At 71.1% G+C, this 12,121-nt stretch carries 16 protein-coding genes; 2 read left to right on the forward strand and 14 right to left on the reverse strand.

Translation table 11 applies throughout. The features are described from left to right. Nucleotides 1-171 precede the first annotated feature (171 nt). From ACFTXQ_RS09580 to ACFTXQ_RS09620, 9 genes are read right to left on the reverse strand one after another with little or no spacing between them, the layout of a single operon-like run. Nucleotides 172-663: a hypothetical protein gene (locus tag ACFTXQ_RS09580; protein WP_382637654.1), complete on the reverse strand. Its 492-nt coding sequence runs from the start codon at nt 661-663 to the stop codon at nt 172-174. Further along, complete coding sequence (locus ACFTXQ_RS09585) at nt 663-1,187, reverse strand: phage tail tube protein (protein WP_382637657.1); 525 nt, start codon at nt 1,185-1,187, stop codon at nt 663-665. Before ACFTXQ_RS09585 ends, ACFTXQ_RS09580 begins: the two co-directional genes overlap by 1 nt. A gap of 9 nt (nt 1,188-1,196) precedes the next feature. Continuing rightward, the gene (locus ACFTXQ_RS09590) at nt 1,197-1,628 is read right to left on the reverse strand and encodes a minor capsid protein (RefSeq protein ID WP_382637659.1); all 432 of its coding nucleotides are present in this window, start codon (nt 1,626-1,628) and stop codon (nt 1,197-1,199) included. After that, entirely contained in the window at nt 1,625-1,978 is a 354-nt protein-coding gene (locus ACFTXQ_RS09595; RefSeq protein ID WP_382637662.1) for a hypothetical protein, read from the reverse strand. Before ACFTXQ_RS09595 ends, ACFTXQ_RS09590 begins: the two co-directional genes overlap by 4 nt. Then, nucleotides 1,975-2,295: a hypothetical protein gene (locus tag ACFTXQ_RS09600; RefSeq protein WP_382637665.1), complete on the reverse strand. Its 321-nt coding sequence runs from the start codon at nt 2,293-2,295 to the stop codon at nt 1,975-1,977. The genes ACFTXQ_RS09595 and ACFTXQ_RS09600 overlap by 4 nt, the downstream gene beginning before the upstream one ends. Next, entirely contained in the window at nt 2,289-2,687 is a 399-nt protein-coding gene (locus tag ACFTXQ_RS09605; RefSeq protein ID WP_382637668.1) for a hypothetical protein, read from the reverse strand. Before ACFTXQ_RS09605 ends, ACFTXQ_RS09600 begins: the two co-directional genes overlap by 7 nt. Before the next feature lie 4 nt (nt 2,688-2,691). After that, on the reverse strand, nt 2,692-2,940 hold the full coding sequence (locus ACFTXQ_RS09610) for a hypothetical protein (protein ID WP_382637671.1): 249 nt from the start codon (nt 2,938-2,940) through the stop codon (nt 2,692-2,694). Between the two features lie 11 nt (nt 2,941-2,951). Continuing rightward, the gene (locus tag ACFTXQ_RS09615) at nt 2,952-3,962 is read right to left on the reverse strand and encodes a major capsid protein (protein WP_382637673.1); all 1,011 of its coding nucleotides are present in this window, start codon (nt 3,960-3,962) and stop codon (nt 2,952-2,954) included. Between the two features lie 18 nt (nt 3,963-3,980). Beyond that, nucleotides 3,981-4,682, reverse strand: a complete 702-nt coding sequence (locus ACFTXQ_RS09620; protein WP_382637676.1) for a hypothetical protein — start codon at nt 4,680-4,682, stop codon at nt 3,981-3,983. A gap of 44 nt (nt 4,683-4,726) precedes the next feature. Here ACFTXQ_RS09620 and ACFTXQ_RS09625 point away from each other — a divergent pair, with 44 nt between their 5' ends. Further along, nucleotides 4,727-5,170: a restriction endonuclease gene (locus ACFTXQ_RS09625; protein WP_382637679.1), complete on the forward strand. Its 444-nt coding sequence runs from the start codon at nt 4,727-4,729 to the stop codon at nt 5,168-5,170. A 136-nt stretch (nt 5,171-5,306) separates the two neighbouring features. On the opposite strand, the gene ACFTXQ_RS09630 is transcribed toward ACFTXQ_RS09625, so the two are convergent. Then, nucleotides 5,307-7,589, reverse strand: a complete 2,283-nt coding sequence (locus ACFTXQ_RS09630) for a phage minor capsid protein (RefSeq protein ID WP_382637682.1) — start codon at nt 7,587-7,589, stop codon at nt 5,307-5,309. Between the two features lie 99 nt (nt 7,590-7,688). On the opposite strand from ACFTXQ_RS09630, the gene ACFTXQ_RS09635 reads away from it, so the two are divergent. Then, nucleotides 7,689-7,958 carry an acyl-CoA-binding protein gene (locus ACFTXQ_RS09635; protein WP_382637685.1) on the forward strand — a complete coding sequence of 90 codons (270 nt, stop codon included), beginning with the start codon at nt 7,689-7,691 and terminating at the stop codon, nt 7,956-7,958. Between the two features lie 27 nt (nt 7,959-7,985). Here ACFTXQ_RS09635 and ACFTXQ_RS09640 read toward each other — a convergent pair whose 3' ends face one another. The 4 genes from ACFTXQ_RS09640 to ACFTXQ_RS09655 form a co-directional block, all read right to left on the reverse strand. After that, on the reverse strand, nt 7,986-9,467 hold the full coding sequence (locus ACFTXQ_RS09640; protein WP_382637688.1) for a phage portal protein: 1,482 nt from the start codon (nt 9,465-9,467) through the stop codon (nt 7,986-7,988). Further along, on the reverse strand, nt 9,454-9,882 hold the full coding sequence (locus tag ACFTXQ_RS09645; protein WP_382637691.1) for an HNH endonuclease signature motif containing protein: 429 nt from the start codon (nt 9,880-9,882) through the stop codon (nt 9,454-9,456). Before ACFTXQ_RS09645 ends, ACFTXQ_RS09640 begins: the two co-directional genes overlap by 14 nt. Before the next feature lie 67 nt (nt 9,883-9,949). Beyond that, nucleotides 9,950-11,185, reverse strand: a complete 1,236-nt coding sequence (locus ACFTXQ_RS09650; protein ID WP_382637694.1) for a PBSX family phage terminase large subunit — start codon at nt 11,183-11,185, stop codon at nt 9,950-9,952. Beyond that, entirely contained in the window at nt 11,182-11,625 is a 444-nt protein-coding gene (locus ACFTXQ_RS09655; RefSeq protein ID WP_382637697.1) for a helix-turn-helix domain-containing protein, read from the reverse strand. Before ACFTXQ_RS09655 ends, ACFTXQ_RS09650 begins: the two co-directional genes overlap by 4 nt. Nucleotides 11,626-12,121: the final 496 nt, after the last annotated feature.

Raw genomic sequence — 12,121 nt, forward strand, 5'->3', positions numbered from 1 at the left:
GGGTGAGCACCCGGGCGAGGCGAGACTCGGCCGAGAGAAGAGCGAGGATGCGCGTGCGCAGCCATCGCCAGGAACGGGCTTGCAGCAGCCCGGGATCGCCTACGTCGACGCCGTAGACCTCGTGCAGATCAGCCTCGACGAGCGGCCACTCGGCGAGGATCGCCGCCCACGTCAGTGACGCTTGCGGCCCTTCTTGCCCGCGCCGCGGCCGGGTGCCGGGCGGGTACTCGTACCACTCGTAGAGCCCCGAGACGGGGTCGAGCTCGCCGCACCCGACTGGCTGCTGCGGCGGGCCGCCCGGTTCGGGGCCAGTCGAGAAGGGTCGCCGGCCGCGGTCCAATAGCGCTCGGCCGCGGCCTTGTCCTGCGCGATCCACACCATGGCGGTGATCGCCGAATGCTTGAGGGTCGGCCACTTCACGCCGTCGGCGATCATCTCGTCGTGCGCCGGCCCGAGTACATCGCGGTAGAGGTCGCGTTCGGCGGCGTCGCCGAGCACCTGCTCGTCGGCGCGCCCGCCGTCCGCGGCGACCGCGGCGGCATGGATGAGCGCCTGCGTCCGCAGTCCGATCTCAGCCGACGGCGCGGGCACGGTGTAGATGCGGCCGGCGATCGGCAGCTCGATCGCCTCGTCGAGCAGTTCGCCGAGGTCCTCGAACGCCACTACGCGTCACCCCCCGTCTTGGCCGCGACGGTTCCCCCACCGGCCGCGGGGTTGGTGATCTCGGCGAGTGGGCCGCTGCCGGTAAGCGTGACCTTGATCGTGTCGACCTCGTCCGGGCCGCCCCCGTCGGGCTCCCACGTCACGAGGGCGAGGCCCTGCTGCGCGTCGTCGGCGCCGTTGCGGTCGTAGTAGCGGACGCTCACGTACGACTTGGCGCCGAACGAACGGGACGCCTTCCGCAGAGCTTCCTGTGCGGCGTTGAACTTGCCGGTCGTCGGGTGGGCACGGTGGGCGATCGTGGCCTCGATGCTCCACGCGAGCATGGTCACGGCCTGCTCGCTCCATCCCTCGGCGTCGTAGGTCGTCACCTCCTGCTGAGTGGGTTCTACCTTCGGCGTGAACTCAGTGACCCCCGGAACGAGGGTCCATATCGGCGTACCGGGCGTCGTGCCCATGTCCAGCTCAAGGCGGTACCGGCGGGCGAGCGCGGTTACGGTCTCGGCCGGGGGCGTCGGGGTGCTCAACGGCGCCTCCTATTCGAGGTTGGGGTGCGCCCGGTGGGCGCGGGCGTAGTAGTTGGAGGACCGCTCCCAGCGGCCGGCCGAGTCGGCGCCAATCGGGGCGGCCGAGACGCGATAGACGAGCTGCACGGGCACGGCGCCGAACCGGTGCGGTCCGGACGCGTGCAGCAGCTCGTGCACCTGGTCGTCGAGGGCGTCGACCTCGCGCGGGTCGGCGCCGGCGCGGCTACGGACCTGAATCCCGGTGGTCGTGTCGGTGAGCACCGACGAGTCGGTGACCGGGTAGGCAGACAGACAGATGACGCGGTCGGGCGCGGGAGGAAGGGCGGCGACGGTGATCGCGGTCTCGCCGGCGGCGTACACGCCGTCGGTGCGGTAGGTGCCGACGCCGGCGGCGTGCAGCAGGCGGGCGAGACCGTCGAGCAGGTCGACGGTGTAGGTCATCGCAGCGCGCGCCGGATCTGCGCGGCGATCAGTGCCTGCACTTCTCCCGCGGTCTCGGGCAGCACGCTTTCGAGGTATTTCGCGCTGCGCCCGGGGGAGTGCCGGGCGGTCATGTCCTCGTGAACACGGGTCGCGTACGGCACGTCGTAGGACACCGCGGCGACGAGCTGCTGCTCGTCGACCGAGGTCGCCCCCGAGCGTTCGAGGGTGCCCTCGTTGATCGGCACGCGCTGCCTGCTCGCGCCGAGCACGTGCTCGGCGCCGAGCAGCACACCGCGGGCCGCAGCGTCGCGGATCGCGCCAATGACGGCGTCGCCGTTCCAACGGAGTCGGGCGCGCTGCGGGCTCATTCGCACATCACCTCCGTGGACGCGGGGACCGGAAGGCCCGGGGCGGTGTGCGAGGCGGTCGTGATCGCTGTGGTGATGCGTCCGCCGGGCAGGGTGACGCGTGATCCGGGCGGGCAGTCGAGGCCCGGGGCGGCGATGATCTGTGCGCTGCTGGTGACCGTGCGGCCGTCGGGGGTGCGCACCATGCGCACGGCCTCGCCGACGAGCGCGGGGTGCCCGACGAGCGGCCCGTACGTCGGGCCGTACGCGCCGTCGCCGAGGTAGGGCTCGACGCCGACCCGGTGGCGGAGCAGGGAGGGCGGGACACGCGTCACCACGGGATCACCCGCCCCGGTTCGAGGCCGGCGCGGCGCAGCGCTCGGGCGGCGCGCGGGGCGAGCTCGACCCCGGACGCGCCGGCAGTCGAGGCGGCGCGGCCGGACAGGGACACGGGGCCGATCGAGACTGAGTCCCACTTGCCCGCGGCCCCGGTGCCGTCGTCGCCGGCGGCGAGCCAGTATTCGACCTGCGCGCACGTCGCCGAGCTGAGCGCGGCGGCGATCGTCTGGTCGAGCGGGTCGCCGTCGTCGTCGACGGGGTAGATCGCGGTCAGCAGCGCCGAGTCGATGTCCTCGCCAGCCCGCGCGATCAGCCGCTCGGCGTCCGGCGGGGCCGGTGTGCCGAGCCACGCGGCGAGGGCCTCGGGGGTGGCGTAGGGAAGTCGCGCCACACGGTCACCCCCTCGGCTTGCCGCGGACAGCAGAACGGCCCGCCGACTTGTCGTCTGGCGGGCCGTCCGGTTCGGTCGTGGGCTCGTCGCCCGGCGGATCGTGGTCGAGGGGCTCGACGGAGTAGCCGGCCCCCTGGCAGTAGCCGATCACGGCTCGATCGCTGGTGGTCGCGGTGCCGTTCACGAACGGCACGCCGCCGGGCCCCTCGCCGGTGAAGTCGGCGAGCGGGGCCGTAATGCGCATGGTGGTCATGTGCCGCCCCCTCACGCGCTCTTGATGTTGCGGAAAACCGCGGCGGCGCGGGTGGCCTTGAGCACCGGAGCAACCGGCCCCATCTCGACCTCGCCGACCTTGACGGCGCCGGCCCGGTCGAACTCCGGAAGCCACGTGTTCACCAGCGGCGAGCCGCCCCCGACCGAGGCACCGTGGAAAGCGTCGAGCCCGTACCGGACGGCGTAGAGATCGCCAAGGCCGCTGATGTTCCCCCCGGTGCCGGCGCCGTCCGGGTCACGAGTGACGAGCGAGATCACGTCCGTGTTCGAGCCGGCCTTGCTCTTGAGGTCGACGAGCGGGATTCCGTTGTACGCCGTGACCGGGCGGCCGAACGCGTCGGTCGTCTTGTCGAGCTGATCTGTCCATGCGGCGATGGTCTTGAACAGGGACAGGGTCTTGCGGTTGCCGTAGATCACATCCGGCGCGTCATCCATGGTGGCGAGCCAGTCGTCGACGTGGCGCTGCGCGGCGAGCGCGGCGCCCTTGTCGTTGATCCCGGTCCAGTCGACGAAACCGGCCGCGACGCCATTGTTCAGCGGCAGGTACTCGGTGCTCGACCCGGTGAGGATCTTCGACAGACCGTCGAACCCCTTCGCGTCGGTGGCCTTGTCGCCGTTGATCACGGCGTCGGCGAACCGCGCTCGACTCGCCTTGATGAGCTGCTGCATGTTCAGCGTGACGGCGCCCGAAGCGGCCGGCCCGATACGGGCGATCACGCGGTCGATCTGGAACGAGCCGCCGAGCGGGACGAGATCGACGGTGTAGCGCTGCGTCGAGACCTCGGCGGGGGTGTACTCGGTGTTCAGCGCGCGGAAGTCGGCCGCGCGCTGCGTGATCAGCCGGCGGTACCCGTACGTGAGGGTGTCGCCGCCGGTCGGGCTCACGACGTTGTCGAACGTCATCCGGTCGAGGATGTCCGAGCTCTTACGGAACTCGTCGATCACGTTCACGTCGAGGTCATCGGCCGCGTTGTTCCGGGCCTCGGCAAGGGAGGTGGGCAAAGGTTTCTCCTAGGTGATTCAGCCGCCGAGGCGGGCGGCGACGGCGTCGTGCAGGGAGGTCGCGCGCCGGTCGCCGGCGGGCGGGCCGTTGAACTCGCCGCCCCCGCGCGGCGGCCCGGTCGGGGTGGTGCGGTAGAGGTCGGGGTCGGCCTCGACCGCGGCTTTGATCGCGGTCGTGAGCGCGGCGTCGAAACCGGCGTCGGCGGGGTCGAGGTCGGCGACCGAGGTAAGGAAGCTGCGGGAGTTCAGCAGGCGGTCGCCGCGGGCGCCCTGGTCGGCGGCGACTCGGGCGACGGCGAGCTCGACGCGTGCCGAGCGGAGCGCGGTCGCGTTCTCGGCGAGCAGCCGGTCGCGCTCGGCGACCGCGGCGGCGAGCGCGGCGGGGTCCTGCTCGGACTCGGGATCGTTGGGGTTGAGAGCGCGGGTCACGGCGTCCAGTGCGGCGCGCAGCTCGTCGCGCTCGGCCGCGGCCTGCTCGGCTCGGGTCGTGGCCTCGACGAGCTGCTGCTCGGCGGCGGGGTCACCGGCCGGCGGAGTGCTCGGGGCCGGTGCCGGGTTGGGGTCGCCGGCCGACGGGGCGGGCGGGGTGACGGGGTCGCCACCCTCGCCCGAGCCGCCCTTGATCGGCCAGATAGCGCGGCCGTCGCGGCGGCGGCCGAGGGCACGCTCGCCGGTGCGCGGGTGGATCGGCAGGGAGTCGTCAACGATGTGAACGGGCATAGTGATGCTCCTCAGTTGTCAGCGAGGGCGGCTAGGGTCAGCTCATGACGAGGTCTGCTGATCGAGCAACGCCGGACCCCGATTGGCGGGTCTACGAGAAGGCGGTCGCGGCTCACATAAGCCGGTTAGACCCCGGTTTGAACGTTGAGCATGATCAACGTCTGCCGGGGCTTTTGAGCGGTCGCCTCCGGCAGATCGACGTGCTTGTGCGCACGGTCATAGCAGGTGAAACGATCTTGATCGTGTATGAATGCAAGCACTTCCGGCGCCCCGTGGGACTGGCCACGGTTGAGGAGTTCATCGCCAAACTCGAAGACGTTGGAGCGAACCAAGGTGTCCTGTTCGTTTCCGGCGGGCTCACCGAGGCGGCCGTGCGTCGGCTTGAGAACACCACGCTGCCCCGTGTGAATGCGTACGCCTACGCACTTCCCGGGGCAGATCGACTGTCGGGAAGGTACGAGGAACTCGACTGGGAGGCCATGGCGTAGCCGCGGATCCATGCGGCAGTCAGCCGCGGGTCGGTGTAGCGGGGGGCGTCGGTCGGCGGGTGGCCGGCGCGCGCGGCGGCGAGCCCCTCGCGGCGGGCACGCAGCGCCTGCTCGCGGAACCCCAACAGATCACCCCCTACTGCTTGAGCCACTGGGCATGTGCGGAACTCCGGGCGGTCTCGCCGGCGCCCGTGCGGACGCCGGTCACCCCCTCGGAGAACTCGGCGAGGGTGATACGGGGCGAGACGTCCTCCCAAAACCTGATCAGTTCCTCGCTCGCGCGGGCGTACGCCACGTGGGCCGGCCCTGAGAACAGGCTGCGCGGGTCATGCCCCGCGGCCCGGGACTTGCGGTTGAGCAAGATCCCGCGGGTGTAGTCCTCGGCGGCGAGCCACTGCACATAGATGTGCTCGTCGTACATCTCGCGTATCTCTGCGCGGCTGTACGCCCCCCGCGCCGAGCGGGCTTCGAGCTCGCGCTCGTACACCCATCGCTCGGTTGAGGACATGTGCTCGGTGCCGTCCGGGCCGCGCTCGACGTCGGCGCCGTACGGCCCCCACTCGTCGGGGTCCGCGGGCGGCGGATCGTCGAGGCGGATCGGGTGCATGGCGTCGTCGAGGGCGTCGCGGGCGGCGAGGGTGTCGGCGACCGTCGCGCCGGCCGCGGGCGGCGGCGGGGCGGGCGGGTGCCGGCGGTCGATCTCGCCCGCGATCCGCTCGGCGTCCGCCGGCGAGGCGTAACGGATTCCCCACACGAGCAGCTCGTCGCCGAGCTCGGAGAGGTCGCCGACGAGGCGCCCGCCCGGAAACAGGGAGTCGAGCAGGCGCCGCCGGTGAATCTCTGCGCCGATCGCCGGCCGGTCCTCGGGCACGTGCCGCGCCCGGGTGGCGAGCGCCTGCTCGGACATGCCGAGCAGGTCGGCCCGCACTCCGGGCATGGCGGCGTCGATGTCGCGGCGGTCGGCCTCCGCCATGACGCGCAGCAGACCGTCGTCGTCGAGGTGCAGCGCGACGCGAGCGAGCTCGTCGTCGCTGAACTCGGCAAGGCTGTCGACCATGCGCCCGCCGGGGCGGATGCGGTCGAGCAGCGCCTGCTCGTCGCGGCGGTCTGCCTCGGCGGTGATCCGGTCGCGGTCGCGCTCGTCGAGCACCCCGGGCCGCAGTGCGGCGCCGAGCTGCTCGTCGGTCATCTCGGGCAGGGAGCGCTCGTCACCGGCGCGGACCCGCGCGGCCTCGAACGGGTCCGACCCCGGGCCGCTCGGCGTACCGGGGCGGCCCGCGGTGCCGCCGTCCGGCGGGAGGTTGCTCGCTCCGGGCTGCTCGCGCTCGCGGCGGCGGATGAGCTCGGGATGCTGCGCGAGGTGATCGCGCATCCGGCCCTGCCACTGCCGCACCCGCGCCTCGGCCGCTTTCTTGGCCTCGGGCGTCGTGGCGGTGGCGCTGCGGTTCTTCCACTTCCTGATGGCGCGCTCGATCGCCCTCTGTCGTTGCGTTGCTTCGTAGCCGACGGGGTCCTCGGAGTGCTCGACCGGCGCCCGGGTAACCCCGGGAAGGTAGGCCGAGGTCGAGTGGCGGCAGTTGGGGTGTTGCAGCCCCGAGCGGCGGGCGTCGTCCAGAGATCCGGCGACGTGCACCCGCACAGTGCGGTCGTCGTCGGTGGCGTGCTCGACCTCGATCGTCCGGGCGCCGCCCGGACCGTCGAGCGCAAGCACCTTGCCCTCGAACGGGTCGCAAAGATCGCAGTTGTGGGGAGCGTTGGAGACGATCACGAGCGATACGCCGGCGGCGCGTAGCTTGTCGCCGTGCGCCTCGACCGCGGCCCGCCCGACCGCGGTCCGCACTGCCATCTCGGCGTAGCTAGTCATCTGCCACGTGCGCCCGCCCTTGTCGACGAACGTCCGCAAGCCGCGGTCGGCGAACCGTTCGAGGGCTCGCTGCGTGGCCTGTCGGCGGGTGTCGATGCCGAGGAGCGGCGTCGCCGATACCTCGCTGATCACCTGCCGGTATCCGTCCTCGACGCCGCGGAGAATCCCGCGGTGCGTCTCGGTGACGAGCTCGATCGTCTCGGCGGCGAGGCGATCAACGGCCCGGGTGTTCGGGGTGCTGTCGCCGATCCTCCGGGCGTCGGCATCGGAGAGGGCGCCGAGCTCGGCGAGGCCGGCCCGCGCCCCGACGTCGTATGCCTCGGTGACTGCCGAGAACACTTCAAGGTCGAGAGCGGTCGCGAGGGCGTCGACGACACCCTGCGCTGCTCGCCGTAGGGGCTGGATGTCGCGCAGTTTGGCGACCGCCCATCCGGGGGCGTCGAAACCCTCGGCGAGCTGCCGCGCGACGATGCCGAGCAGGCGCTGCTCGGCGTCCGCGTACAAGTCGCGGACGGCGGTCGAGAGGTCCTCGGCCATTCCTGGATGGATTGGCACGAAGGAAATCACCTCCTTGCCACCCGAGGCGACAAGTTACGCAGAGCTCTGTAGCATTGCTCTACGTAATCGTCGCTGGCTTGAAGGGTAGGAAGTGCCGTGGCTGCCGCGTTCCCGCGTATGAGCTTTGAGCAGGCTGAGAAGATCGCCAAGTCCATTCCGGAGCCCACTGCCTCCACCGTGGTCGAGCTCTATTCGCTTCGTCAGCAGGCCCTAGTAGGCGATAACCAAACCGCCAGGCCAGACGACCCTATGGAAGGGCTCAAGTGGGACACCTGGAAAGCGAAGGCGGGTATGTCGAAGGAGGACGCCCAGGCCCAGTTCATCAGCCTGGTCGAGAAGTTCCAGGAAAGGAATATGAGTCTCTGAGCTGTGGGTGGCCTCCCCAGCTCGGGATCAGGCGAGGGTGCCAGCCTGCATGGGGTCCGGCACAGCGGCGCCGGTCTCAATGAGGATCCGGTCGACCTCGGCCTGTACGTCGGCCGCGTCCCACTCGGGATGAAGTATCCGAACGCGCGTCTCGGCCGAAACTGCTTGCGCTTGCTGGAGGAGCGACAGGGTCTGAGCGACCGAGGATGTGTCCTCGGTGATCGTGTCGCCGAAAGTGACGCGGGGCCGCTCGGGCACGATCCGCGGCGTGAACAGCGTCCGGTCGAGCAGTAGCAGAACGAGCAGCAGGTCGGCGACGGGCGGTGTCCAGTACCTCACTTTCTTGCCCCGGGTGACCATGCTCTTTCGCTCGCGCGCCTTGATCTCGGTCGCGGTCACGGCGGCGCCCTGGTCGCCGAGACCGAACGTCGCCGCCGAGTATCCGGCGCTCATCACGGCTTGCCGGGTGATCGCGGCCGAGGTGCGCTCGTGCTCGTCGACCCTGATCGAGAACTGATTCAGGGTGATGCCGGCGCCGCCCTGCTCGGTCGGCGGGATGTTGAGCAGCGTCCAGATTTCCCGGTCGTCGTCAAAGCTCGCGCCGCGCCCGGGCCCGTGGTCGCGTAGGTACCCGTCGGGCACGAGCAGCCGCGCCCGGGCGAGCCGCAGATCGCGAATCCAACTCGTCCATGTCGTGTCGAGGCTGTCGAACAGGTCGTACAGCGGGGCGGCGTAGTCGCTGCGCCCGAACGGTGAGCCGCGGTGCTTGCGGTGGGGGCGGATGTTCGGGCAGTAGGCGGCGGTCAGTAGGTCGATACCGGTCTCGATCGCGTCGCCCTCGGGGCCGAGCGAGTCGGCGAGCGCGGCGACGTCGGGGTGCTCGGTGAGGGGCACCCGTACGCCGAGGGCATCCTGCGATCCCTGGTAGAGCCCGTGCTCGATCCGGCCCGGGGAGTGGCGTTCGAGGTGGCGCCATACGGTGACCGAGTCCGAGGTGAGCTCGCGCCAGAACGTGACGGCGACGAGCTGCCCCCAGCGCCATTCGGGCACGGCGGCGTCGGGGTGCACGGTGGTGAGCAGGGGCCGGCCGGCGAGCGAGCGATCCCACGTGACGCGCAGATAGACGCCGCCAAGCGCGGCGGCGACCTCGGCCGCTTCGAGCAGGGTGTTCGCGATGCCGTCCGACTCGGCGAGCTCGTCGAGTCGGTCCTGCGTCGCGGTGTCGGCGACGGTGAACTCGGGCGGCTCGGCGAACAGAAGATCGGCGCTTGCGGTGGCGATGTCACCGGGCAGGGGAATGTGCAGCCGCTGATCGGGCACCCCGGGCTGCTCGGCCCGGTCGCGCCCCCACAGGCGACGCCGCCCGTCGCGGCGCTGCGGCTGGTTGCGGTAGACGGCGGCGAGCTTGTCGCGATCACCGGAGTACCACGCATCATCCACCCGGACCTCGGCATAGTGCCGTGCGAGGGCCGACGGCGGCCACGACACGCCGTTGTCAGGAAGCGCCACAGCTCACCCCCTGCCGACGAGCCCGAGCTCGCAACGCTGCGCACGGCCGGCAGTGCCGGGTGCCGTTCGGTGCGACGTAGGTGTTTGCTCGGTTGAACTGGTGCCCGCGGGCGCAATGGGTCTGACGCGCGCGGCGCGCGGCGGGGGAGATCCCGCGCCGGATGTTGGTCCGGTGGCTCACCACTTCGAGGTGGTCCGGGTTCACACAGTGGCGCCGACGGCACAGGTGGTCGATCACGAGACCGCGGGGAATGCGCCCGCGGGTGAGCTCGTACGCGACGCGGTGGGCATACTGCGGCCGGCCGCAGATCTTGAATTGCCCGTATCCGTTGGGCTTGACGTGTGCGGTCCAGTCCCAGCACCCGAGGGGGCCGGGTGCGACCTTGTCGAGGAACCGGTCGGTCAGCTCACGCACGCGATCACCCCCTCGCGTGCTCGGGCCCGGGCGCAGTGCTGCACCCGGGCGGGGGAGTGGGGGGCGATCAGGCGGCGGTCGTTAGCAGCCCGCGCCACTCATGCACGGTGGAGTGCACCGCGTACCGCAGCGCGTCGAGCGAGTGGTCGTCCGCCTTGACGGGGCGGTCTTCACCGCGGGCCGCGGCGGCGTCGTCCCACACGTACGTGGGGAACTCGGCGAGCAGCCCCTCGCACGAGCGGTGAATGAGCAGGGCGCCGGCGTCGAGGGCGTTCGCCACGCTGCGGATGCCGTCGAGCACTGCGTTATTGGCTCGGGCGACGTTCGGGTACCCGTCGGCCCATAGCTGTGTTGAGAAGCTCGCGGCCGAGGGGTCGACGAACGTCCACTCGGGCCGCACGCCGAGCGTGTCGATCCAGTCGCGGACGGCGCGGCTGTACTGCGCGTCGGTCATCTGCCGATGCGCGGCGCGGGCGTCGTGCCTCCACTCGCTCACCGCGTACAGCCGGCCGTCGACGCCGAGGCCGAGCAGGATCGCCACGAACGGATTGCTTGTGCCGTAGTCGATGCCGACCCAGTAGCGGCGCATCTCGGGCAGCTCGTCGACGACGTGCTGCTGCTCGTCGTACATGTCGAAGATCGCGCCCTCGGCGACGACCCACTCGCCGAGGATCATTCGGCGCCGCCATAGTCCGGTGTACTCGGCAGACAGTGCCTTGACGTAGGCGGATGACAGGGCCGGATTGTCGGCGAGCTTGAAGTGCCAGGAAGCGAGGTCGAGCTCGTGCTGCCGGTCGAGGTACTTCGCTTTGAGCCAGTGCCGCGGCCCGTCCGGGTTCGTGGTGCCGATCAGGATTGCGCCGGCGACAGACAGGCGGGCGAGTAGCTGCGTGAAAAAGGCTTCCGGCAGCAGCGTGACCTCATCCGCGTACGCGACCGACGCGGTCAGACCGCGCAGCCGCCCCTCGGACCGGGAGTCACTCGCGCCGATCAGGTGCACAACCCTGCCGAGGATCACGGCGGTTGTCGCGCCTCGGGTGTGGTGGACCTCGGCCGCGGTGTCCGAGAACAACTCGGGGTCTTGCAGCGGCTCGATCACGTTCCGCTCGATCGTGGCGAGCGATCGACCCACGATCAGAATGAGTCCCGAGGCGGGCGCCCGCCGGACGGCGAGCAGGAAGCGCAGCAGCGACGAGATCGTTTTGCCGGAGCGCACCGACCCGTGCCAGAGATTGATACGGGCGGTCGCTTCGCGGATCGACCGTAGTTGCTTGTCGGACAGGTGGCCCGTCGAGGGAATCACCCCCCGTCGGCGTCGTCCCCCGTGGGCCCGAGCAGGGCGTCGGCGAGGCGGTCGAGCATCCCGCCGGCGCTCGTCGACTTGTTGGAGCGTGCGAGCTCGGCGACCTTGGCGTGTACCTCGGTCAGGGCCCGGGCGGCGGTGGCGTAGTCGCGGGCGTCGCGCGCCGAGTCGGCGGCGCCGACCCGCTCGACTTGAGCGAGCGCGCCGTCGAGGGCGTCGTCGGCGAGCTGCTCGCGCCGGGCCGATGCGTCGGCCCTACGGGCATCGGTGGCGGCGGCGACCCGCGCACCGCCGGAGAAGGTGAGCCCCTCGGCGGCGGCGATCTTCGAGACGGTCGCGGCGCCGCGGCCGAGCTCGCGAGCGATCTGGTTACGGGACTTGCCCTCGGCGTGCAGGCGCCGGACTGCTGCTCGGTCGGCGTCCGTGATCGGGTCGGCCACGGGATCACCTCCCGACCTGGGGACACGCGAACGCCCCGCCACGGGGGGATGTGGCGGGGCGTCGAGGTCAGAGTGTTTCCGGGCACGCCGGAGGCGCTCCCGACTATAGGTCACGGATTGATAACGGCGCAAGTGGTTGTCCCGGCGCGATGGCGGGGCGACCGGCATCCTGCCTGTGGCCCCTGCTGCGCTGCCGCACGATGCAAGGCAGGTGATGCCCTCCTTCAGCACCCCGAGGCATCCGCCCGGGAGAGGAAAACTGGGAGTAGCGCCCCGTTCCAAAAAAACCGAATACCCGAGTACGGCGTGCGGGCTTGGTTCTCGACTCGATCACTAGAGCAGGTGGTCGATTCGAGCTGCCATGCGCCCGGATCGACCGCCCTTCCCGAGAGGTGAAGCGGTCCGTATGGAATCGGTCGGTTGGGCTGCGGCGGCGGTGGCCGGACTCGGTGGCTGTGTGCTCGTCGTGGGGCACGCCCTCGATCAAGTGCCCGCC

It is taken from the genome of Streptomyces sp. NPDC057010 (assembly GCF_042673805.1).
Lineage (GTDB): Bacteria > Actinomycetota > Actinomycetes > Streptomycetales > Streptomycetaceae > Streptomyces.